Below are 23,814 nucleotides of genomic sequence, written 5' to 3'. Positions count from 1 at the left end.
CCGCAATGGAGGAAGGGGTTGACCGTTGTCTTTTTGGTGGGACATGGGAGACTCTGCATCATGCGGGCAGAGTTTGGGGTGGAGTTACGCCGCCGCCGGATAGCCGCACGGCTTTCCCTCGGCGAGCTGTCGGCTATGGTCCACTACAGCAAGAGCCACTTAAGCAAGATCGAAAATGGCGTCAAGTTCCCGAGTGTGCCGCTCGCGCGCCAATGTGACGCGGTTTTGCACGCCGAAGGCGCGCTGGCGGCACTCGCGCCACGACGCCGCCTGTCCGCCGAGGCATGCGCCGGCGCTCCCGCTCGCGATGGGAACCGCCCGGCTCCCCGCGCCCTGCCGTACGACGGCGAACAGAGGCCGGCCATCGCCGATGTCCCGACGTCAGCGCCCACGCTCGCCGCTCATGAAGCGGAGACACTCGGGGAGTTCCGGTGGATGTTTGACCATATGCGGCGTCTTGGACGGTATACCAGCCCCACCCTGTTGCTGCCGATCCTGACAGGACCCATCGAGGCGTTGCGGAATCTGGCCCGGGCGGCGACCGGAAGCCGGCGCACAGGCATCCTGCTGCTCACCGCGCGATACGCCGAGTACGCGGGCTGGATGGCCCAGGAATCGGGGGACGACCGGGCCGCCGTCCGGTGGACGGACATGGCTGTCCGGCTCGCGGAGGCGGCCGATGACCGGGACATGATGTGCTACGCACTCGTACGGCAAGCGCTGATCTCCCTCTACCGGCACGACGCCGTTGGAACGATCGAATTGTCGCGACAGGCGCAGTCCCATCGGTCGGTGCGCCCGCGTGTCCTGGGTCTGGCCGCGCAACGCGAGGCTCAGGGCCACGCCCTCGCGGGCGACTACGGCGGCTGCCAGCGTGCGCTCGAACGCGCGCGTGAACTCCTGGCCGGCACGGAGTGCGATCCGGCCGGGTTGCCGGTCCTCGGGCCGTCCACGATCCCGGACACCACCGGATTGGTGAACGGCTGGTGCCTCTACGATCTCGGCCGTCCCCGGCAGGCCGCCGACCTGCTCGATCGGGAACTGGCCCGCGTTCCGGACTCGGCCGGCCGGGCCTGGGCGCGCTATGCCGTACGGCTGTCGCTGGCACTCGCGGCGGCCGGCGACGTGGAACGCTCTTGCCACGTCGCGGTCGAAGCACTCGCCACGGTGGCCGCCGTCGATTCGGCCACGATCCGCGCCGACGTCCGCGGCCTCGCCCGAACGCTGACGCGATGGTCCACGCATCCGGCGGTGGGTGCCGTCTCACCGCAGCTCTCCGTGGTTCTCCGGCTGCCGGACTTCCGGCTCTGAGGCGTCGTCACGGGCGCGGGAGGATCACCATGGCCGGGATATTCATCAACTACCGGGGCACCGACAGCGCCTGGGCCGTCCTCCTGGACAGAGTGCTGTCGGAGCGATTCGGCCCGGACAAGGTCTTCCGGGCCAGCAGGTCGATCAGACCGAGCGAGGACTTCATCGAGAAGATCCTGGATTCCATCCATCGATCCTCAGTGCTGATCGCCGTCGTCGGACCGGAATGGCTCGACGCGGGAAGCGGCGATGGACGGCGCTACCTCGACGACCGGGCCGACTGGGTGCGCCGGGAGATCGCCGAGGCCCTCGCCGTGGGGATCCCCGTCATACCCGTCCTGGTCGGCGACGCGCCCCGGCTTGTCGCCCACCGGCTTCCCAAGGCGATAGCTCAGCTGGCCCGGTGCCAGTACCTGCGCTTGCACCACCGCAACGCCGACTACGACATGGCTCGCCTGACCGACGAGCTCCGCCGCCTCGTGCCCGAACTCTCCGGCGTCCGCGCATCGGGTGCCGACCTGACGGGTGCCGGCGGTTCGGAGAGCTCACGTTCCCGGTGGACGTCCAAGGGGCTCATGGCACTCATCGCCGTGATCGTCGTCGTTGCCGTGAGCGCGACGATCTGGTTCTCCACCTCGCGCGAACGCGACAGCGGCGGCCGAGCCGGCGGTACGGCCCTGCGCACGGGGCGGGTGGAGCTGGGCCCGGAGGACCATCTGGACTTCGAGCGTGGCACCACGGGTGACGCCGCCGAGGGCCTCGATCTTTACTTTCCCACGGAGACCGTGCCCTTGGCGTCTCACTCGGCCGGCGCGGTCGACCCGGCCGTCTTCGCGTCCGCCGCGGCGGACGACCGCGCGGCCTGCGTCCGGGCGCTGGACGCCAAGCCCAGCAGGCAGATCGATCTGGCCGCGGTCGGCGTCGGGGGGTCGTTCTGTGTGCGTACGGCGCAGGGGAACATCGCGTCGGTCAAGATCGCGGCTTACCGGCCGGCGAACCCGCAAAGCCTCACCCTCGAGTTCGTCACCTGGCAGAGCCGGCCGTGACGTACGGCGGTGCCCGTTGCTCGCACTGCCCGCCTCGGTCCTCGGCGGCTCCGGTCAGTGCGCCTGCCGACACTTCCGTCGTGTGATCGCTTCACAAGAAGTGGATCAGAACCCAGCTGTCCTGACGCCCGCGGCCACCGACCATGCTCCGCAGCGGCTCCGGGGCGGCCGGCCCGTCGGGCTCAGGAAAAGGCCGTCTCCGAGTGCGTCTTTGGACGCACATTCTCCGGCGTGATTGGGATGTACTTCCCTGCGGACAGGGGGCCGATCACTCATCAAGGAGAACCATGAGACTCAAGCGCGCACTCACCACGGGGGCTCTGCTCGCCCTTCCCCTGATGGCCGTGTTCGCCAGCCCGGCGATGGCGGCCACCAGCGTGAGCGGCGTCGGTGGCCAGCTCACGATCAACTCGGGGAACGTCGGCGACGAGATCAACATCAGCCTCGAAGGCGGATTCCTGGTCGTCCGGAACTTCAAGGACACCATGAACACGCCCAGCTTCAACTGCCAGCGGCTCGACAGCCGCACCGTCCGCTGCCCCAGCGCCGGGATCGCCAAGATCCAGGTGCAGACGCAGGGCGGCGCCGACGTCGTCCGCAACAACACGGCGCTGCCCACTCGGGCCTTCCTCGGCCCGGAGGGCGATCAGTACTCCGGCGGCAGCGCCCGGGACTTTGTCAACGGCGACGAGGGCAACGATCTCATCGACGGCAACGGCGGCAGCGACATCCTCATCGGCGACAGCGGGGGCTTCGACCAGGTCTTCGGCGGCGCAGGCATCGACCTGTGCGACGCCGAGGCGGAGAACTCCTGCGAACAGCAAGCCTGAAGGAGAATGCATTGAAGATCAAAAACGCGATACTCATGGGGGCGCTGTTCACCATGCCCCTGGTGGCCCTCACGGCCTCCCCCGCGATGGCGTTCACCAACGTGGGCGCCTCCTCGGGGCAGCTCTCCGTCAACTCGGCGGACGCGGCCGACAACATCAGCATCAACCTGGAGGGCGGGTTCCTGGTCGTCAGGAACTCCGCGGATACCTTGCTCGCGGGCAGCGCCGTCTGCTCGAAGGTGGACGATCACACCGTCAGGTGCCCGAGCGCGGGGATCACCAACATCCTCGTCAACAGCCAGGGCGGCTCTGACACCGTGCGCAACAACACCTCGCTCAGGTTACGGGGCTTCCTCGGGCCCGGCCGTGACACCTTCTTCGGTGGCTCGGCTCAGGACTTCGTCTCGGGCAACACCGACAACGACGTTCTGAACGGCAACGGCGGCGCCGACATCCTGCTCGGCAACGAAGGTGGATCCGACCAGGCGTTCGGCGGTCCCGGCAGCGACTTCTGCGAGGCCGAGACCGAGGGCGGCTGCGAGGAGTGATCGACTTGTGCGGGGCGGCGCCATCGGAGCCGCCCCGCACAGGGCTGTTCAGGACAGGGCGGCCATGATGGCCGGGGCAGGCCGGTCCGCTCCGTGGCGTTGACGGACATGGTCACCATGCGAGCCTGGTCACGGGCGGCGAACACCGCGCTGACCTTCGGGCTCTGAACGCCTTCGCCATCACCTTTGAAGGCCGATTGACCCCGACCGCCCGATAACTAATCAAAGATCGAGAAACACCGTTATCTGGACAAGCCCCTCGGGGGGCGTCTGGCAACTCGAAGAGGCTTCGGCGCCGGATGACGCAGGGATTCGGGCTCGGGTGCTGTATTCAGAATGCTGGATATATGGGCACGTTGGGAATTATGGCGGCTTCGCCCTCATGTTACCCTCGTCCGGCCGCGCTCCCTGCAAACTCTCACGGGCTGCTGAGATGCCTGCGGTGTGTTTGTGATGCGTGGGATCCTATCCGCCGATCCGCTGTATTAAGGACGGAAGATGCGTCTCGCCCACCCCATCAGAGCACGACAGGTTCGATTATTTACCGTTCTTATCGCGAGTATCACAGCTGTTGCTGTTGTGCTCTGGAGCACCGGCCCGCTTCCGGCGCAGGCTCGGTCGACGGCGGGGGACCAGGTCGTCATCCACGACTTCGGGGACCCGCAATTGGCCGACCAGTTCCGCCAGGCGTTCACAGAGATCGACCAGGCGGGAATGCGACTCGATGACGCGTTGCGGGAGCGCACCAAGGGCGAACTGCACGACGTCATGCCCGACCTGAAGTTCGTCGAATTCGAGCACACGTGGACGGTCGAGGGCACCGTCGCGACCATCACCATCAAGGAGCCCGACGTCGAGGTGGACGTCACGTGGTGGCAGGGCGCGCTGATCACGGCGGCGGCCATCATGGTCGGGTTCGCCGCAGGTATCGGCTGTGCGAGAGTGGGCGGCTCGGTTCCCCTGTGCGCCGGTGTGGGCGGTTTCCTCGGGGAGTTCGCCAACGGCGCGCTCACTCAGTGGGCCGATGGCAAGCTGGGCGACGCCGACGAGTGGGGCACCACCATGGCCAAGTCCGTCGCCGCCGGTCTGACCACCTACCTGGTCGCCCGGATCGGGACAGAAGGAGCGCTCGCCTACTTTCACTCGATGCGCTTGACGATCGTCAGGATCGTTCGCACCATCGAGGCATACTTCGGCGGTGCCGGAGCTGCCGACATTCTGGAGGGGTACCTGGCCTCCTTGGAGAGGTACCTCCCGCGATGGCTGAACTCCGCCGGCACGGCCACCGGTGTCTGCCGCGATCCGGCCGGCGAGGGCCAGCCGGGGGAGTGGATCGCGCTTGGCCAGATCGTGCGCAGTGCCGACGGTGCACAGACCCGCTTCCCCGATCTCGACGGCGACGGTGACGGCGATCGTGCCGTCAGTTCCGGTGGCCGGCTCTACACCTGGCTGAACGGCGGGTGCGGGTCCGACGGTGAACGAGTGTGGTTCCCGCTGGGCAACACCGCGCCGGCCGGCGCTGCCGGGTCGCCGAAGCCGGCCTTCTTCGGTGATCTCGACCGCGATGGCCGTGACGAGCTGGTCAACTTCCTTACGGCGGGCGAATCGCCGACCGGTTTCGCGGCCATGCGGGTCTGGCGCAACGAGTCCGGCGGTGGCCAGGTCCGTTGGGCGAACGCGGTCATCGTCGCCAACGACCTGGGCTACGTCGGCGATCCGGTGTTCGCCGACCTGGACGGCGACACCGACGACGACCCTCTGATCGTGGACAGGAACAACTTCGTCACCGCCTGGGAGAACAAGGCGAGCGGGCTGCCGAGTCCTGGTGACTGGGACGAGATCGAGGGGTTCTCACACCCGGCCGAGGGGCCGGTCGGGCAGCTCTTCTTCACCGACATCACCGGGGACGGACGCGCCGACGTGGTGGTGGTCAAGTACATGACCGGCGATGTGGTCGCGTGGAAGAACCTCGGCGGTCCCTGGGGCGCCGCGTCAGCCAAGGCTGTCAGGGCGGCCGGCTGGGATTCGCTCGGCACCATTCGCTCCGGCGAGGCGTTCAACGGCGCCATCGGCGCCTTCTCCGATCTCGACGTCGACCGCGTTTCTGACTTCCTGCTGTTCAACAGCACCAGCCGGGGTGTCGATGCCTGGCGGCTGCCCGGTGACAGCAGTATCGAGGATCTTGACTGGGACGAGTCGGGAGCCGAGGCGGGCGTGCCGGGCGAGCGGGTGGCGTACTTCAACTCCTGGTCGATCTACGCCAACACCTATTACCTGAAGACGCTGGACCAGAACGGCACCGCCGGCAAGCTGACCAAGCTCAACTACGCCTTCCAGAACATCGACCCGGTGAACCTGACCTGCATGGCGGCGAACAAGCCCGGTTCGAGCGACGAAAGCGACCCGGACGGCAACGACGGCGCGGGTGACGCGTGGGCCGACTACCAGAAGGGCTTCACCGCGCAGGAGAGCGTCGACGGGGTGGCCGACCAATGGACCGACACGCTGAAGGGCAACTTCAACCAGATCAAGAAGCTCAAGCTGAAGTACCCCAACCTGAAGGTCCTGGTCTCGATCGGCGGGTGGACGTACTCGAAGTTCTTCTCGGACGCGGCCGCGACCGCCGCCTCCCGCCAGAAGTTCGTGAAGTCGTGTGTCGACATGTTTATCAAGGGTGACCTGCCCAAGCTCGGTGACGATCCCGCCGGTGGTCCCGGCGTCGCAGCGGGCGTGTTCGACGGTATCGACGTCGACTGGGAGTTCCCGGCCAGCCCCGACGGCCACACTGGCAATCACCACAGTCCGCAGGACACGGCCAATTTCACCGCGCTGCTGGCTGAGTTCCGCGCCCAGTTGGGCGGCGGCAAGCTGCTGACCGCCGCGCTTCCCGCCGGCCCTAGCAAGATCAGCAAGGTCGAGGTAGGACAGATCGCCTCGTACCTGGACTTGGGCAACATCATGAGCTACGACATGCACGGCGCGTGGGAGGGCGCCGGGCCGACCAACTTCAACTCTCCGCTGTACCGTTCCGCCCAGGACCCGGCCGACGGCACCGGCATGACCGCGGACGACGCCATCACCACCTACCTCGGCAGAGGATTCCCAGCGAACAAGATCACCCTCGGTGTGCCCTTCTACGCCCGTGGCTGGACCGGGGTGCAGAACGGCGGCAAGAACGGCCTCTACCAACCGGCGACCGGCGCCCCACCGGCGTACCCCTTCTCACAGGCCCCGGGTGTCGCCTTCTACAAGGAGCTCAAGGCGGCGAACAAGCTGACCGACGAGACGATCTTCTGGGACAGCAGGACGAAGTCCACCTGGATGTACGACGGCGGCACGTTCTTCAGCATCGAAACCCCGAAGTCGATGACGGCCAGGCGGCAGTACATCAAGAACAAGGGCCTGGCCGGTGTGATGATCTACTCCCTTGAGGGCGACGACGCGCAGACCAGCCTCCTCAACGCATCGACCGGCCTGAACTGAGCCCGGTGACCCGAAGCGCCGGCCCCCAGATCACGTTCCGGCGCTTCGGGGTGTCCGCCCGTCCTGAGATGAGCAAGGAGGTCAGAGAGCTGGTCCTCCGCCTGGCACGCGAGAATCCGAGGCGGGTCCACGGCGAACTGGCTCGGCTCGGCGTGCAGGTCGGCGAGGCGACCGTGCGACGAGTCCCGCGTTCACGTCGACACGGCCCGGTGCCGTGAAACTCCGACACCTCTTGGCGGACGTTTCTACGGCTGCAGGAGAAAGGTCATTCCGGTTCCTCGTCCCGTGACCGAGATGCCAAGTTCACCGCCGTCTTGGGAAGGGATGTCGCGGGATCGCCGGTGATCTCGCTCGGGCAAAGGACCGTTGGTGCGATCTTGAACGCCGGGGCTCTCACTCATTGCCGCTGATCCATCGCGCTCAGTGTCATGATCCGGCGAGTGGACTACCAGATGTGCGTCGACATGCTCGAAAAGGTGCACGAGAACCCCTACGGGCTTCCAAGACGGGTACGGCAGGCGAACGTCTCCCGCCTGCTGGAGGCGCTGGGCCACCCTGAGCGGGGACTGCGCGGAATGCTGGTGGTCGGGACGAACGGCAAGGGATCCACGTGCGCGCTGGCGGTGTCGGCGGTGGCCGCGACCGGCGCACAGGCGGGCAGCATGCCCAGCCCCCACCTGCAGGAGCCCAGAGAACGGATCCGGATCGACGGCGTTCCCATCCCACGCGCCGAGTACGCTGCGGCATTCTCCGAGGTCTGGGAGACGATCGAGCGGTACGGCCTGCCCGTCCTGGCCCAGGGCGTCTTCGCGGCGACCGCGGCCGTGCACTTCCGGCGGGCGGGGGTCGCGCTGACCGTGGCCGAGGCGGGCGTCGGCGGAAGCCGGGCGGCGGCCGCGGAACTCGGCCTGGACGTGAAGGTCGTCACCGGCATCGGACTCGACCACACGCGGCTGCTCGGCACCACCCTGACCCAGATCACGCAGGCCAAGGTCGCAGCCGCGCAGGACGGGGACCACGTCGTTCTCGGACGCCTGGGCCCCGAGGCGGCCACCGCCGCCGAGCGAGTTCTCAAGCAGCGGGCGGGACTGTCCGTGTGGCGCATGGACCACGAGATCCACTACACCGCCCGCACCGCCGGTGATCACGGCCCGGCGACACTGGTCGATGTCTCCACCCCCCGCGCCGTGCACCGCGATCTGCCCTGCCCGCTGTCCGGGGCACACCAGCACCACAACCTCGCCCTCGCCATCGCCGCAGTGGACGCCATGGCAGAACGCGGCCACATCCGCCAGCCGGACGGGGAACGGCTCCGCTCACGACTGGCCGCCACACGCTGGCCCGGACGCCTCGAACTGATCCAGACCCGGCTGGACAACTGGACCGGTCGCATCCTGCTGGAAGGCGCCACCAATCCCCAAGGCGTCGCGACCGTCGCCCCCGAAATCCTGGCTCATGCCCATGGCGACGGACGCCCGGGACCACCTGTGCTGCTCTTCGCCTCGATGCACGACAAGGACGCCCCTGGCATGCTCGCCCCGCTCCCCTCCCACTGGCCCCTGGTCCTCACCCGCACCCGAGCACCCCAGGCCGCCAGCCCCGCCGCCCTGCACACGCAGCTCGCCCCCAGCCGCCGAGGACCTTGCCTGACCGCCGAAGACACCCCGTCGGCGCTGCACCGGGCCGCCGAACTCGCCGGACCCGGCGGCCTGATCGTCGTCTTCGGCTCGCTGCGCCTGGTAGGGGAATCCCGCACGGCACTCGGCCTGCAGCCCGTGTGAAGGGCGCGCGGCCCTCCGCTCCCTGCGGAGGAGGCCGCGGTGTGAGAAGCCCGGATCCGGACCACCTCTGTTTCAGAAGTCGGTGCACGCGTTCAAGGCGCCGCCTGGCTCAGGCGCTCGAGGGCCTCGAGGCGGGGCAGCTCGGCGCCCGCACGGTAGGCATGGTCGTAGGCGGCCCGGCCGAGGTCCTCCGTGAGCTGGGTGACGAGAGCGCGCAGCTGGGTGTCGCCGTGGTCGAAGGCGCCGCGAATCACCCGGCTCATGCCCAGCATGATCGCGGCGCGGTGCGGGTCGCCCTCCAGGCGAAATAGCCTGGCCGCGAGCTCGGCGGCCAGCGCCGGATCCAGCAGGGCGCTCGCCGCCTCGACCGACCGGGGCAGCAGGTCACGGGCGCCTACGGCGTCGCCGCGGGCCAGCAGGCTCGCCATCCTGGCCAGGACGAGCCGGGAGCCGATCGCCTGTGCCTCGAGCGGGATCTCGCGGGCCAGGCGCTCCACCCGGTCGAGTACCTGGCCGGATCGCTCGGCCTCGCCCCGGCGGTGATGCAGATCGGCGAACATGAGCAGGACCTCCACCTCCAGCGCAGGCTGGCCGGACTCCCAGGCCGCCCGTTCGGCGGTTTCGAGGTCACGCAGAGCTCCGGCCAGGTCGCCGGCGCGCAGGCGTTCGCCGGCCAGGCCGAGCCGGTGGAGGATCGTCTCGTGCGGGCTGAGCTCGCTGACCAGGGCGATGCTGCGCCGGTATACGGCCAGAGCCTGGTGTGGGTCGCCGGCGACGCTGTGGATGCGTGCCGTGCCGGCGAGCAAGCTGGCGGTCCACCATGGGTCGCCGGCCTCCTCGAAGATGCGCAGGGCCTCCCCGAACAGGGTCGCGGCGCCGTGCCAGTCGCCGCGCTCGCGGTGCCGCGCGGCTTGAACGATCAAGGCGGCGGCGATGGTCCAGCGGTCCGCGCCGGCGCGGATTCGGGCCAGCTCCTGATCGGCGAAGTCGTCCATGCCAAGGCGGTTGGCCGCCGCCAGAATCAGCGCCGGCAGCATCGGATACCGCTCCAGGGCTCCGGTGCGCCGGCACTCGTCGCCGAGCGCGCGGACCTGCTCGGGGTCGGTGACGGGCGCGCCCTGACCCGCCATCAGGTGGATCGCGGTGAAGGCGGCCCGCGCGTCCGCCGGTAGGGCGTCGCCGAACTCCAGCACCTTGGTCACCAGGGCCTTGGAGCGCCCGTCGTAGCGCAGGCTGTCCCAGTACCAGAGCGAGCCGAGCATCCGCGCCGCCGTGGTCGCGTCGCGTGCGTCGAGGGCGAGGCGCAGCGCCCCGGTGAGGTTGTCGTATTCGGAGACGAACAGCTGCAGCAGCTCTGCCTGCCTGGCGGAGCTTTGCACCGGCTGGAGTTCCTCGGCCAGCGTGGCGAAATGCCCGGTGAATCGATCACGGGTCGGAGCCCGCTCGCCGGCCAGGTCCAGCTTGCCGGCCGCGTAGGCGCGGATGGTCTCCAGCATCCTGTAGGACCCGGCCGTGTGCTCCACGATGGACTTGCCCACCAGGGAGTCGAGCACGTAGCGGACGTCGTCGGTGGGCAGCGTGTCGTCGGCGCAGACGGCCTCGATGGCGGCGGCTCCGGTCATGGCGGGAAATATCGCGATACGCCGGGCCAGGGTCTGCTCCTGGCCGGTGAGCAGGTTCCAGCTCCAGTCGATGACCGCGTGCAACGTCTGCTGGCGTGGCTGAGCCGTACGATTGCCGGAGGTCAGCAGCCGGAACCGGTCGTCGAGCCGCCGGATGATCTCGCCGGGGTTCATCGTGCGCAGGCGCGCGGCGGCCAGCTCCAGCGCCAGCGGGAGACCGTCCAGCCGCCGCACGATGGTCACGACGGCCGGTGCGGTGCTCTCGTCGAGCACGAAGCCGGGCCGTACGGCTGCCGCCCGGTTGAGGAAGAGCCGCACCGCGGGCGAGTCGCCGGCCCGCACGGGGCCGGCGTGCGCGTGCGGCAGGGGCAGCGAACCGAGCCGGCAGATCGCCTCGCCCATGACGTCAAGCGGTTCCCGGCTGGTGGCCAGGATGGTGAGGTACGGCTGCCGCTCCAGCAACCGGCCGGCGAGGTCGGCGGCCGCCGCCGGGGTTTGCTCGCAGTTGTCCAGGATGAGCAGGGCTTCGCCGCCGCCGAGCAGCTCGGCGATCTGCTCGATGGCCGGTCCCGGCCGGGCCGGATGGGCTCCGGCGGCGCCGAGCGTGCCGAGGACGGCCTCCGCCACCTCCTCCGGCGTGGTCACGGCGGCCAGGGAAACGAGCCAGCCGCGGCCGCGGCGGTTCGTGCGGTGCCGGCCGGCCGCCTCGAGGGCCAGCCGGGTCTTGCCCACCCCGCCGGGCCCGGTGATGGTGATCAGCCGGGCCGTCTCCAGCAGTTCGGCCAGCAACTGCAGTTCGCCGTCGCGGCCGACGAAGCTGGTGAGCGCAGCGGGCAGGCGCCCCGCGGCAGCCTGAGCAGGGGCGGGGGTGGATGGGGCGGGCGGTGTCCTGCGGAGCACGGCGAGATATGCCTCGTGCACCTCGCGCGAGGGGCCGACGCCGAGCTGGTCGGCGAGGGTACGGCGGGCCTGGTCGAACACCTCGAGCGCCTCGGCCTGGCGCCCGGCGCCGTGCAGGGCGCGCATGCGCAGGGCGGTGAGCCGTTCGCGCAGGGGATGGCCGGTGGCCTCGGCCTCCAGGTCGGCGAGGATCTCGGCGTGGTGGCCGAGTTCGAGCTCGGCTTCGAACCGGTCTTCGACGGCCGCCAGGCGCAGCTCCGTCAAGCGGGCGCCCGCCGTACCGGCGAAGGGCGCATCGGGGATGTCGGCGAGTGCGGCGCCCCGCCACAGCGCCAGCGCCCGCCCCAGCGACGCGGCGGCCTGGGGCGCGGACCCCGCGGCCAGCTCCCGGCGGCCGCGCGCGGTCAGTTCTTCGAACCGGTTGGCGTCCACGTCCGCGCGGCCGATCTTCAGCCGGTAGCCGGTCGTCGCCGATTCCACGATCGCGGGTTCGTTCAGGGCTTTGCGCAGCCGGTAGACGAGTGCGTGCAGAGCCTTGGCGGCGTTACCGGGCGGGTGCTCGCCCCATAGGGCGTCGACCACCATGCCGACCGGCACCACCTGCCCGGCCGACAACGCCAGCCGGGCGAGGAAGGCGCGCTGCCGGACTCCGCCGATGTCGATCGGGGAGCCGTCGTCCGCATAGGCCCGAACCGGTCCTAGCAACGCTACTCGCATGACGCCATTATGGCACCATTGCGGTGCCACCGTGTTGCTGGTACGGCCGGCGCCCGCAGGCGGGGCCTGATGGTGCTACGGCAACTGGGGAAGGGGCGAGCCGAACGCCGCCTCGATGATGCGGTTGAAGGCCGGGAGCCAGCTCCAGTCGCAGTTGGTGTTCATGGAGACCAGGCGCCGGCCGTCGGGGGTGCCCATGGTGATGGCGGCGGATCCGTTGGCCATGCCGGCCACGGCGTGCAGCATGCTGCCGTCGGCCAGGGTCCACTGCGACACTCCGGTGCCGTAGCGGGTGTTGGGGATCCAGTCCGTGGTGGGGACCGTGGCCCACATCTCGCGGTGCTGGGCCGGGGGCAGCAGCGTGCCCTTGATTATCGCCTGGGTGAAGCGGAGCATGTCGCCGGTGGTCGACATGACGCCTCCGGCGGCCCAGCCGTGGGAGGTCGAATCCGTGACGTCAAGCGGGTCGGTCTCGGGTCCCTGCAGATACGACTCGTAGTTCTGCGTGGTCAGGATGGCCGGATCGACGCCGTCCTTGATGAACATCCTCGAGTACAACCTGGCGTGCTGACCCCGGAGTCCCGCTTCGGGCAGGGGGCGCGCGTAGGTGCCGGTGAGGCCGAGCGGCTGGATGACCGTCCGCTCGACCTCCTGCTCGTACGTGCGGCCGGTCGCCTTCTCGATGATCGCGCCGGCGATGTGGTAGCCGCCGTTGGTGTAGGCGAAGCTGGTGCCCGGCTCGAAGATCGGCGGCCGGGACCCCTGGTGTTCCAGCAGTTCCTCGACCGTCCAGACATAGTGCCTGTTCTCCGTCCAACCGGCTCGGGACAGGAACTTGCGCCACATGTCGGGGTCCCAGCCGGTCACCCACAGGCCGCTGGTGTGGGTGATCAGGTGCCTGATGGTGATCTTGCTGCCGTCGTTGCCGTTGCCGCTGACGACGCCGGGCAGCCATTGCTCCACCGTGTCGTCCAGGCTCAAGGTGCCCTCGGCGGCCAGTTGCAGGACGGCGGCGGAGGTGTACGCCTTGCCGCAGCTGCCGATGTGGAACCGGTCGGCCGGGTCACGGCGGCGGCCCGTCTCCAGGTCGGCCACCCCCGCCGATCCGAACCAGTTGCCGTCCTCGTCCTGGACGTGGGCGACGATGCCGGTGACACCCAGCTCGGCCACCGACCGGTCGAGTGCCTCCTGGACCTTGTCCCTGATGCCGGTCATGATGCAGTCCCTTCTGCGGATCGCTGATGCCGGCAACGATGACCGGCCCCGATGACGAGCCTCTGACGCGGCACTCACAGGCCGTACGGCTCGGCGCGGTCCTTGCCGGACAGAGGAGGACTCGCTGGGCGATCCCGAACGAGGCCGAGAGCGAGCCTGGGCTCATACCGGCGGGCATCGATCCGACAGCGCCGGGCCCGCACCGAGCTGCCCCGAGTCACGGTGGCGGTTCGAGGAGCAGGCGAAGGGCGGGACGCGGCTTCCCCCTCGGGTGTCAATGGGCAGCGCCGCAGGCCCACGTCTCGCACCGTGGCGCCGGCATGGACTGCTGCAGCGGTGACGCACCGGCCACCACCTGACCGACAGCGCGCCGAGCCTCCTCATAGCGCACTGCAAGGGGTTCGCAACTTTCTGTCGCCACTGTGAAAGCAATCCGGCTTACACATAGAGCGCCAGCCACTCCCGGAAAGGACCTCTCCGATGCCGCACACCGCTCGCACTCTTCTCAGCCTGACCACCGCTCTGGGAGCGGCCGCGACGGCCATCGCGATCAGCGCCCCGCCCGCCAACGCCTCAGCCTGCGACCCTTCCCTCGTGGCCCCCGCCGGCAGCCTCATCGGTGATCTGTGGCGCTCCAACGGCGGCGAGAACAGCACCTACGGCTGCCCGATCACCAAAGAATACGGCTACGCCAACCAGCAGGGCTCCTACCAGCAGTTCCGTAACGGCAAGATCGTGTGGTCTCCCAATCTCGGCGGCGGAACTCTGGTCCGCGCCTACTACGCCAAGGGCAAGGCTGTCTTCCGCTGGAGCGGCCTCGGACGCGACTGGGACTTCTTCAACGTCCGCTGGAGCGCCGGCGGCAAGACCACCCAGGTGAAGGTCGGCAGGCTGACCCCGTGGAGCGGCGCGTACTCGGTGGACCCCACCTGCCAGGACGGCGTCTGCATGACCTCCAACGGTCACGGAGGACAAGTCAAAGCCGCCTTCATCGTCCAGGGCTGCGACCGCGGCACCTTCAGCTCCGACTGCGGCCCGTGGAGCATCGCCACCTCGGTCAAGGTCCCCTACTGAACTCCGGTGTGATGCCGGCCGCCTCTGCGCCTGCCGATTACTACATCCGCCCAGGTCATGGCCTGTGAAGGCTTCGCCTCTGCTGCCGTGCCCGGTGGTCCTGCACGGCGTCGTCCCCCCCTCGGCGCATGACCACCGAGAGCCGGCAGGCCACCAGCATCGACGTCGAGGTCAAGGTCGAAGGCCCCCCGCTGCCCACCGGTCTGAAACCCCTGCTGGAGCTCGCTGAACCGACCATCGCGTGCCCGGCCGACGAGCCATGACGCGCCACCCCGACATCGCACCTAGCGTGTGTGCCGCCCCCCAGGCGCTCGCTGTGCTGGCCGCCGGGCTGGGCGAGGGCAAAGCATGACGGAGGTCCTGCCGGCGCAGCGTCACAGCCCGAACCCATGGGCTGCTCACCCCCTAAACGGCGGCCAGCCACAGTCGCACCACCGCACGCTCCTCCCGCCGCACAGCTCAGCCGCCTGCATGGGAATGACTTGCAGATTGAGCACATCGGCAGGACTTTGAAATGTGTGCACCGATACCTCGCGCCCCCACAGAATCGAGGCCACCGATGGACTTGAGTGGGAAAATCGCAGCGTTCTGCCTCGAATATGATCACAGTGATCTCTTGGAACTGGCTCGCGGCCGTGGAATGGAAGACATCTGGCACCGAGTCAGCGACGCCCTACGGGCGGGCCGTACCGCTGGTGTGGAAAAGGATCTCGACGTTCTGGACGCTATGGTGGCTCAGGTCCAGCCAGGCGGCCTGTTTTCCGGCAGCCGCGCCTATCGGCCCATTCCGGGCGGGCGGTCTTCAGCGGGTGCCGCCTGGTGGAGCTGCCCGGTCACCTTGTGCGCAGGACGAGGATTGGTGGGGCCACAGCAGAAGGCACCGTGGTGCGGCATCGGGCGTCGCTCATTGAAGGCGACCCCGCTGTGACCGGGTTCCTTGGCGAAGTAGGCAAGCGTCTGGCAGAGCGATGGGTTGCGCTGCTTGCGCTCCCCGGCCTGTTATACCTCGCTGTCGCCGCCGCGGCAGGCACGCTGGGACAGCAGCACTCCTTCGACTATGTGATGCTGAGCACGCGAATCAGCGACTGGGCGAGCGCGCCGGCGCTGCGCACCCCTGGTGGTCTCGCGCTGGCCGCGCTCGCGGCGATCGCCGGCTCCGTTGGCGTTGGCTTGGCGGCCGCGGTGCTGGGGTGGCTGGCGGAGCGGCTGTGGAGCGTGCCAGGCAGCAAGGTGCCAGGCAAATGGATTGCCAGCTGGCGACGCAGCCGGTCCAGGGCGGCCCTACGGGACGCGGAGCGAGCACGCACGGCTCAAGAGGCGCGCGACGCCATCGCGCGGGCCGAGCGGATCTGCCCCGTTGAGGCCGAGCTGCCAAGCTGGATCGGCGATCGATTCAGAGCGTGCCGGCTACGTGTGCTGCTCACCTACGGGCTTGACCTGGATGCCGTCTGGCCGAGGATATGGCTCCTGCTGTCCGAGAGCACGCGGACGGAGATGACCAGGGCGGCCGACGCCCTCACCAGTGCCGCGCGGCTGGGCGGCTGGGCGGTTGTCTACCTGTTACTGGCCTGGTGGTGGTGGCCGGCCACGATCATCGCGGCAGTCACCGGAGCCGTGTCGATCATCCGCTCCCGCCAGGCCGTCGTGGTCTACACGGGACTGGCCGAATCGGTGATCGACCTCCACTCCGCTGAGCTCGCCGTCAAGCTCGGTCTGGCGGTCGACGGGACACCGGTCACACGGGAGCTCGGCATGCGGGTCACCAGCCAGATGCGCAAAGGTCGGTGGGACCCCAACTCTCCCATGGCGGAGAAGCGAGATACGTGACGTGCTATCGCCGAATCTCATTCGCCTGAGCCCTCTTGGGGAGATCTCCCCGGACGGCGTCGGAGTCTGGCTGGAACGGGAAGAGACGATTCTGTTCTCCGGCCGGTGCGCGGTCGAGGCACTGCTGCCCGTCGGAACGGTGATCCACATTACCGACCGCCGGACCGTCTTGCTGGACGCGCGCCAAGGGGGCCGGGACGAACTGGCGGTGGGGCTGCTGCGGCACGAGTGGATCACCCGGCTGACCCGACGGGTGCACACCACAGGCGGGCAAGCCCACGCCTACCTTGATATAAGCGTGGCGGAAGCGAACGCGCTGGTGACGGTGACCCTCACCGGCGCGCAAGTCACCGGCGACTCCTTTATCCGATGGTTCTCCGCACTGATCGCGGGACACCGACTGAGCCTGGTCGCCAGCCGTCCCGTCATCTCCGCCGCCGACGAGGAAACCCTGCACCGCTACCAGCGCGGGGGCTTCGACACCATGCCGCCTGTAGGTGACGCCACCTTGGTGACATGGGCCTTTCCCGCGAGCTCCACGATGCACGACTCCTCCGCCGACGAACAGTCGAAGCCCAGGCATGCGCCCCGGCCGCCCGGCGATCCGGAGAAACTGACGAGGAAGGCGGTCGCGCTGGCGGACAGGTACATGAACGGCGGGAAAGTGGCCACGCTGCACCGCGCGATCGGCCTGTTCAGGCAGGCACTGGAGGCGACGCCCGAGCAGAGCGCCTACCGTCCTGACCGGCTGGCGAACCTCGCCCGCGCCTTGGGCGAACTCTTTCGTGAGAGCGGCAACCTGAGCGTCCAGGAGGAAGTCATCGACCTGCTAACCCAAGCCTGGGCTTGGGCGCCGGCGGGCGATCCCGATCAGACTATGCATGCGGTCAACCTGTCCACGGAGTCTCTCGAACGATTCCAGGTGACTGGCGAGGAGTACCTGCTCGTGCTGGCCCTGCGGGTGATGACCGAGACCAGCGCGGTGATCAGCTCTGCCGACCCAGAACTGCCCGCCTTCCACTCCACCTTCGGCAATGTCCTCACTCTCATCTACGAGCGGACGGGCAAGCCGTCACTTCTCGTGAGGGCCAACCAAGCGCACCGCGACGCGCTCGCCGCGCTGTCTCCCGCTCACTCTGAGCGCCCTCGGCACCTGTCCAGCCTGGGGGCGACGCTTACCCGCAGCTTCGAGGTACTGGGGGAAACGGCGTACCTGCGGGAGGCGATCGAGGTTCAGCGCGAGGTCCTTGCCACACCCCTCACCAGTGAGGTGCTGCGGCTCACGACGACAGTGAACCTCAGCAACTCCCTGCAACTCCTGGCCGAGCGGACAGGAAACCAGGACGCGCTCACTGAGGCCGTCCGGGCGGCCAGAAGCGCACTGCAGCGAGGCGTAAACCATCCGGACGTGATCATGCCCGCCGCGGCCGCGCTGGCATCAGCTCTAAGCGACCTATGTGTGTCCACCGGCGAGCTCCACTTCCTTTCCGAGTCGGTCGAAGCCCGCCGCGTCGCCGTCGCGATCGCCCGCGGGCCGGACAGAGCAGGAGCGCTCGGTAACCTCGCGAACGCGCTGTCCATGCTCTACGAGCGGGTGCCGCAACCCAGCACGGCCGCCGAGGCACTGGCCACCGGCAGAACCGCGATCGAAGCCCTCCCGGAGGGCCACCCGGGCCGCCCTGAACTAATGAGTAACCACGCGCTCACGCTGATGCTGATGCACGATACGACCGAAGAAGCAGCGGACAGCACGGCCAACGACACCGCAAAGCGCTCGCCTCACCTGGCCGAGGCGGAGCGGTACCTGCGGCAGGCCATCGCACTGACACCCCCTGCGGGGCCGGCCTTGGCAACGTACTGCTCGCATCTGGCTCTCGTGCTCTTACGGCGTGGCGGCGGCAACCTCGAAGAGTGTGTACGACTGGCCCGTCGGGCACTGGACCTCACGCCAGCTGATCACCCCCATCGATGCGCCTACGGATATCACCTCGGCCTCGCCCTGCGCGCATTGAACGAGACGACCGGAAGCACGAGTGCACTGTCAGAGGCTAGGGAGGTCTTCACCCATGCCGCAGGCGTGGCCGCGGCCCCGGTAGGGGAGCGGCTGAACGCGGTCCGCGGCCTCGGCGCGACGGCGATGTTGCAAGGGGACTTTCCTGCCGCGCTGCGCGCCTACGAAGAAGCAGTCCTCCTGCTGCCACAACTTGTCTCACCGCACCTGCGCCGCTCCGATAGAGAACGCGGCCTGGGCAGTCTGTCGGGATTGGCCGCGGAGGCCGCGTCTGCCGCCGTTGCGGCAGGGGCGCCGGAACGCGCGGTCGAGCTGCTGGAGGCCGCTCGGGGCGTCCTATTGTCGGAGGCCCTGGGCATTCGCGGAGGTCTGGCCGATCTGCGGCGGCAGGAACCGGAGCTGGCCGAACAGATCGCGGAGCTCAGAGCCGAGCTGGATCAGCCGCCTGCGAGCCAGGATCCCGTTCAGGTCCATCAGCGCCTGGCCCGCCAGTGGCGGGAGCTCCTCACCCGCATCCGCGCTGTTCCCGGCTTCGGTGACTTCCTGAATCCGCCGTCCATCGCAGATCTGCAACCGGAGGCGCTCGCTGGGCCGATCGTGCTCGTCGCCATCAGCGACTTTCGCGGCGACGCGCTGGTCCTCACCCCCGACGCTGACCGGCCGGTTCACGCGGTGGAGCTGAACGGGCTGCGCAGGCAGGACGTCCTGACGCAGATCGCCAAACTCCACGAGGCCATCGAGGCTACCTTCGACCCGGCCGTACGGCTCGGCACCAAGAGGGATGCTCATCTCGAGATCTCCGCAGTACTCGCCTGGACGTGGATCAAGATCACCCAACCAGTGCTCGCCAAGGTTGGCTTCGCAGGGGAAGGCGACTTGCCGAGGATCTGGTGGTGCCCCACAGGTGAGGCGTCTTTCCTGCCGCTCCACTCGGCAGGGACCGGTGAACCGGCGGCCAACGTGCTCGATCGGGCCATCTCCTCCTACACCCCGACCGTCCAGGCGCTCGGGCATGCGCGCCGGGCGGCGACCCGGCCGGTCTCCTCGGCTCTGATCGTGACCGTTCCCGAAGTCCCCGGAGAAAGGCACCTGCGCCTCGACGCCGTCGCCCGTGAGGCTGCGGCCCTTGCCGAGATCGTGCCATCGTCCATCGTCCTCACCGGTTCTGGCGCCAACCATCGGGCCGTCGTTGATGCGCTGCCGCAGCACCGCGTCGCGCATTTCTCGTGCCACGGCGTCACAGATTGGAATGACCCGTCCACCAGCCACCTCGTCCTGCACGATTACCTCGCTCACCCGCTGACCGTTGCCGCGTTGTCGCGTCTCGACCTCAGCGACGCTGACCTCGCGTTCCTGTCGGCCTGCAGCACCTCGCAAAGCAACCTGCGGCTTACCGACGAGGCGATTCACCTCGCCACGGGTTTCCAACTGGCCGGGTTCACCCACGTCGTGGGCACACTCTGGCCCATCGGTGACGGCCTCGCCCTCGACGTGGCGCAGAGCTTCTACCGCGCGCTGGCCGTGGGAGCCGCAGGCTTACTCGCACCCGAGGGGTCTGCGCACGCCTTGCACGACGCAGTGGGCCGAGCCAGAGAGAGGTTTCCCCAGATGCCGGGGGCGTGGGCTGCCTATGTGCACATCGGCCCCTGAACGGGGCCCTGTGGATGGTCGGGCTGCGGCAGACCACTGCCCTCTCGGTGCCTCCTCACGTCGCCTCGGTATCCGGGGCGCAAGCGGCTGGATGACCGGCTGGCGTTGCAGGGCGTCTCATTCGTGCTGAACACCGGGATGGCTTGGGAGCAGGAGCCGGGCTATGGCTCAGTCATGACCTGCCGGCGGCTGTCCGGTGCCAGAAATGATGAAGGGGTGTACCGCGTCGAAATACTCCCACGACGGCTCTGAGCTGTGTTTCGGGTGTTCGGCTGGCTGATGTTGCTGGGCTGCTGCCAGGCGTCGAAGGGCGCGGAGATCATGGTGTTACGTCATGAGGTGGCGGTGCTGCGGCGCCAGGTCGGACGCCCGCGGCCGGACTGGGCTGACCGGGCCGTTCTCGCGCTGCTGGCCCAGTGGTTGCCGGCGGTGCTCCGTGCTCATCGGCTGGTCACTCCGGCGACGCCGCCGGCGTGGCATCGACGTCTGCTGCGCCGGGCCTGGACCTACCCCCATCGGCGCGGTGGGGTGGGAGAGGAGCTCGTGCGCTGCCCGATGATGATCGAGGTATTCTGCGCTGATCTCGTACCAGCGCAGCTGCCAGTAGGCGAGCGCGCCGGAATCCGCGGGGGGCTGCTGATCTGTCCGATCGGATCCCCGGAGCCGGCGGCTCTCCGGGGGGAGCGGTGTCAGGGATGGGCGGCGGTGCGTGGGCATGGGCCGGGCGTGCTGAGGTGCTGGGCTCGCATCCAGTGGTACGGCGGGGTGTCTGCGGGGGTGGAGACGACCAGCCAGCCCGGGGGCGCGCGCAGTTCGACGCCGAGTTGGGGGAGGACCTTGATGGGCGCTTCGGGCTCTTTGTGCTTGAGCACGTGGGCGTAGACGCTGGGTGCGGTGTAGACCGGCGCGGGTTTGGTGGAGACAACGTGGGCGCATTGCTTGAGCGCTGTGCTTCACGGTTGCCTGGAGGGGTCTTCGGCGGGCGTGCGGGCGTCCGGCGGGGTGGGTGAAGCGGTGGCCGTCGACGGCGGTTGGCTCTGCTTTCGGGGCCGTGGGGCATGGGTGCCGAGGGCGGATGTGGTGGTCGCGGCGGGTTCCGGTTCATCTGATGATGTGCTGGGGCTGGAGGGGGTGGCCGTCGACGATAGGGGGGCGGCGTAGCGCAGTGGCTGGGTTAGCGCAAACAGGTGGATCCCGCCCAGGCCGCCCGCACCGATCAAGACAATCGCGGTGGGTATGGCGAGTAGCCACGTCATGGATCGCCTGCGCTTGGGCGGCAGTCGCTGGTCCGGCATCGGCGGTGCCAGGTGGAACGTCATCTGCTCGGCGGGCGGTCCCGCCGTCCCCTGTATAGCAGGTGCCGGGACGTGCGGGAGTGACGTGCACGCCGCGTTCACGGTGGGCGGATCGTCTCCGTCCGGTTCTGGTGCCGAAGCAGCGCCTTCGAGGTCAGGGCCTTGGTCATCTGCAGCTGGCCCGCTGGCGTCTGAGGTCGCGTTTGGGGACTTGCCCTTGGTTGCCCGCCATAGTTCCCACCACAGCGGGTCGTCCCAGAGATTGCGGCTGTCGTTGCGCGGTGGGCCGTCCTCCTGGATGTACATCAGCAGTGTGATGAGGCCCGTCTTCGTCTGGGGTGTGCTGATGCCCGCCAGCCAGTTCTTGACGGTGCTCCGCTTCAGTTCTGTGATCTCGGGTCCCGCCTTGCCCGGGGTTTGCCGGTTGAGTTCCTCCCACTCTTTGCGGCGCCGTCGGCTCCATCGCTCCACCTCCTGAGGGGACAGCCGCTGCGGTGAGACTGCCTCCTTGAACGCGTGTGCGAGTGCAGCCTTTGGGCTCGCTGGTGCTTCCACAGGGGGAAGTAAAGCCGGATTCGCAGTCTCTGGCTGCCGCTTTGAGACGTGCTTGCCCGACATGGCCGGAACCGGCCGTCACCGGCATGCCGGACGCGGCCAGTTCCCGTATATGGCCATAGGTGGCCCCATCTGGCCGCAGCCCAGCCGGGGTTTTGCCGCGCTGGCCTGTCGCCGCGGCGTCGGCCTCACCACGGTTGATCGTGAAGCGCCCGAGAACACAGTCGGCCACCGGGCCGCTGCAAGACGGGCATGAAAGGAATCGAGACTTCCATGCGGAATACGATCAAACAGACCGGTGCCCTGGCGACGGCGCGAACATGGGCGAGCCGGGCGGGGGCGGTCACCGTCATCGGCGTCAGCTTGCTCGGCGCGACGCTGGGCACCGCGCACGCCGGCCAAGCGATCCGGAGCACGGTAACGGCAGCCGCGGTTGCGACTGCATCCGACTGCTTGTGGGTGACCAGGCGCCCGGCAGCCGTCTACGCCAAGAACGGCCACGGTCAGTGGTACCACCACCACACGGTGCCAAGATCGACGGACGTCAGGGGCCCCTCGGGGCACGTCCCGGAGGGCCGGAAAAACTGGGTCCGGGTCTACATGGGCGTGGGAGGTGAAGGGCTGATGCGCCGTAAGGATCTGTGGCTGAGGGGCGCCTGCCACCGCTCCTAACGCAGCGAAGATGGCCTGATCCACCGCGGGTGGGTCAGGCCATCCGGCGGACCACGCCCAGCCGGGTGCGAGGCGGGGGTCATGGTCCAAGATGACGGGGCAGGTGTCGCCGAACTTGATGATGTTCTCCACATTCCGCCGTCTCAGGCATCCTCGTCAGCCTCCCGCCCGGGCGGGTGTCGGCTGCCGGGCCGCGCGGCGGGAGAGCTGTGCTCCGGCGCCCCCTGTGCGGTGCCAAATCTCGTCCATGGAATCTTGCCTGGCCTTCTATCCTCGGCACTCGTGCTTCTACGCCTGCTGTGTCTGCCGATGGCCCGGTTGTTCGGCTGGTTGACGCTTCTCGCGCGGGGCGACACCTCCAAAGAGGTGGAGATCTTGGTGCTGCGTCACGAGGTCACCGTCCTGCGTCATCAGCTCTCCCGGCCACGACCAGACTGGGCCAACCGGGCGCGACTGCTGCCCACGCGGCTTCGCCTCCATCGGCTCGTGACGCCGGGCACCTTGCTGGCCTGGCACCGCCGGCCGGTCAGCCGACGCTGGACCTACCCGAACGCGACCGGGCGTCCGCTGACACCGGATGATCGCGTGAGCTGGTTAACCGTAGCCAGACCCCTTGGCATCGATCATCTAGTGGGCTGCCGCCGGTGCGATTGCATGACCTGCGCCATGGAGCTGCGACGTTGGCGCTGGCGTCGGGCACCGAGCTGAAGGTGGTGCAGGGCACGCTGGGGCATGCCAGCATCGTGCTGGCCGCCAACACCTACGTCTCGGTGCTGCCGCAGCTGTACCACAACAGCGCCCGCGCGACCGACCGGAAGATCAGCAAGGTCCGGGAGGGGTGTGACTCACGTGTGGCTCACCGTGACTCACGATCAGATGACGCGACTACAGGACCGGGTAAAGCCGCAGGTCGGTGTGGTAGGGCGGGCGGGACTTGAACCCACGACCCACGGATTATGAGCCGCTTTGTGTTGCTCTGTATGGAGGTAGTTTCAGCAGGCGCAGGGTCCGCGGTGGCCTGGGTCGCCGCCGAGAGCGCCGAGTAGATCTATGCCGGGCTGGACGGCCTGGCTCGGCGGCTCGGTGAGCGCCGCGCCGCCGACCACCTTCCCGCACCGGCGCACCGGCCTGGGCGACGCCGCCGGTGCTGCCGAATTGGCCAAGGAACCGGGGCATCTCCCGCTGGCTCTGGACCAGGCGGCCACGGTGATCGCCCGGCTGCGGTTGTCCTATGCGCGCCGGACCCGGAGCACCCTGGCATGAAGCCGGACGTTCAC

Annotated in this window: 17 protein-coding genes; 13 read left to right on the top strand and 4 right to left on the bottom strand. The window is 68.7% G+C overall.

What is annotated here, in order from left to right; genetic code table 11:
- The first annotated feature begins 60 nt into the window (after positions 1-60).
- The 6 genes from FVE25_RS50420 to FVE25_RS50395 all read left to right on the top strand — a co-directional run bounded on the left by FVE25_RS50420 (position 61) and on the right by FVE25_RS50395 (position 8,999).
- Positions 61-1,311 carry a helix-turn-helix domain-containing protein gene (locus tag FVE25_RS50420; RefSeq protein ID WP_157254535.1) on the top strand — a complete coding sequence of 417 codons (1,251 nt, stop codon included), beginning with the start codon at positions 61-63 and terminating at the stop codon, positions 1,309-1,311.
- Between the two features lie 29 nt (positions 1,312-1,340).
- Complete coding sequence (locus FVE25_RS50415; protein WP_157254534.1) at positions 1,341-2,357, top strand: toll/interleukin-1 receptor domain-containing protein; 1,017 nt, start codon at positions 1,341-1,343, stop codon at positions 2,355-2,357.
- A gap of 287 nt (positions 2,358-2,644) precedes the next feature.
- Positions 2,645-3,187 carry a hypothetical protein gene (locus FVE25_RS50410; protein WP_157254533.1) on the top strand — a complete coding sequence of 181 codons (543 nt, stop codon included), beginning with the start codon at positions 2,645-2,647 and terminating at the stop codon, positions 3,185-3,187.
- A gap of 11 nt (positions 3,188-3,198) precedes the next feature.
- The gene (locus FVE25_RS50405; protein WP_157254532.1) at positions 3,199-3,735 is read left to right on the top strand and encodes a hypothetical protein; all 537 of its coding nucleotides are present in this window, start codon (positions 3,199-3,201) and stop codon (positions 3,733-3,735) included.
- A 579-nt stretch (positions 3,736-4,314) separates the two neighbouring features.
- Complete coding sequence (locus FVE25_RS50400) at positions 4,315-7,218, top strand: glycoside hydrolase family 18 protein (protein ID WP_157254531.1); 2,904 nt, start codon at positions 4,315-4,317, stop codon at positions 7,216-7,218.
- Between the two features lie 428 nt (positions 7,219-7,646).
- Entirely contained in the window at positions 7,647-8,999 is a 1,353-nt protein-coding gene (locus tag FVE25_RS50395; RefSeq protein ID WP_219826007.1) for a bifunctional folylpolyglutamate synthase/dihydrofolate synthase, read from the top strand.
- A 92-nt stretch (positions 9,000-9,091) separates the two neighbouring features.
- On the opposite strand, the gene FVE25_RS50390 is transcribed toward FVE25_RS50395, so the two are convergent.
- Positions 9,092-12,238 (bottom strand): AfsR/SARP family transcriptional regulator, encoded by a 3,147-nt coding sequence (locus FVE25_RS50390; RefSeq protein WP_157254530.1) that lies wholly within the window; start codon positions 12,236-12,238, stop codon positions 9,092-9,094.
- Positions 12,239-12,313: 75 nt separating this feature from the next.
- A complete protein-coding gene (locus tag FVE25_RS50385; RefSeq protein WP_157254529.1) occupies positions 12,314-13,453 on the bottom strand; it encodes a serine hydrolase domain-containing protein in 1,140 nt (379 codons plus the stop codon).
- Positions 13,454-13,933: 480 nt separating this feature from the next.
- Between FVE25_RS50385 and FVE25_RS50380 the strand changes: the two genes are divergently transcribed.
- The 4 genes from FVE25_RS50380 (at position 13,934) to FVE25_RS50370 (ending at position 20,015) form a co-directional block, all read left to right on the top strand.
- The gene (locus tag FVE25_RS50380) at positions 13,934-14,527 is read left to right on the top strand and encodes an LGFP repeat-containing protein (RefSeq protein WP_157254528.1); all 594 of its coding nucleotides are present in this window, start codon (positions 13,934-13,936) and stop codon (positions 14,525-14,527) included.
- A gap of 128 nt (positions 14,528-14,655) precedes the next feature.
- Entirely contained in the window at positions 14,656-14,790 is a 135-nt protein-coding gene (locus FVE25_RS56710) for a hypothetical protein (RefSeq protein WP_281367989.1), read from the top strand.
- A 661-nt stretch (positions 14,791-15,451) separates the two neighbouring features.
- Entirely contained in the window at positions 15,452-16,354 is a 903-nt protein-coding gene (locus tag FVE25_RS50375; protein WP_157254527.1) for a hypothetical protein, read from the top strand.
- 1 nt (position 16,355) lies between these two features.
- Entirely contained in the window at positions 16,356-20,015 is a 3,660-nt protein-coding gene (locus FVE25_RS50370) for a CHAT domain-containing protein (RefSeq protein ID WP_157254526.1), read from the top strand.
- A 689-nt stretch (positions 20,016-20,704) separates the two neighbouring features.
- Here the strand turns inward: FVE25_RS50370 and FVE25_RS50360 are convergent.
- Both FVE25_RS50360 and FVE25_RS50355 read right to left on the bottom strand, forming a co-directional pair.
- Positions 20,705-20,887, bottom strand: a complete 183-nt coding sequence (locus FVE25_RS50360; protein ID WP_157254525.1) for a hypothetical protein — start codon at positions 20,885-20,887, stop codon at positions 20,705-20,707.
- Positions 20,888-20,968: 81 nt separating this feature from the next.
- Positions 20,969-21,781 (bottom strand): hypothetical protein, encoded by an 813-nt coding sequence (locus FVE25_RS50355; RefSeq protein WP_157254524.1) that lies wholly within the window; start codon positions 21,779-21,781, stop codon positions 20,969-20,971.
- A 1,038-nt stretch (positions 21,782-22,819) separates the two neighbouring features.
- Here FVE25_RS50355 and FVE25_RS50350 point away from each other — a divergent pair.
- From FVE25_RS50350 to FVE25_RS50340, 3 genes are all read left to right on the top strand, one after another.
- Positions 22,820-23,245: a hypothetical protein gene (locus tag FVE25_RS50350; protein ID WP_181019972.1), complete on the top strand. Its 426-nt coding sequence runs from the start codon at positions 22,820-22,822 to the stop codon at positions 23,243-23,245.
- Positions 23,182-23,475, top strand: a complete 294-nt coding sequence (locus FVE25_RS50345) for a site-specific integrase (RefSeq protein ID WP_246268734.1) — start codon at positions 23,182-23,184, stop codon at positions 23,473-23,475. The genes FVE25_RS50350 and FVE25_RS50345 overlap by 64 nt, the downstream gene beginning before the upstream one ends.
- Positions 23,476-23,587: 112 nt before the next feature.
- Positions 23,588-23,800 carry a hypothetical protein gene (locus tag FVE25_RS50340; RefSeq protein ID WP_157254523.1) on the top strand — a complete coding sequence of 71 codons (213 nt, stop codon included), beginning with the start codon at positions 23,588-23,590 and terminating at the stop codon, positions 23,798-23,800.
- The last annotated feature ends 14 nt before the right edge of the window (positions 23,801-23,814 follow it).

It is taken from the genome of Nonomuraea typhae, from assembly GCF_009760925.1.
Classification (GTDB): domain Bacteria; phylum Actinomycetota; class Actinomycetes; order Streptosporangiales; family Streptosporangiaceae; genus Nonomuraea; species Nonomuraea typhae.
The sequence above is the reverse complement of the archived record's forward strand: the minus strand, read 5'-3'. Positions and strand labels throughout refer to the sequence as shown.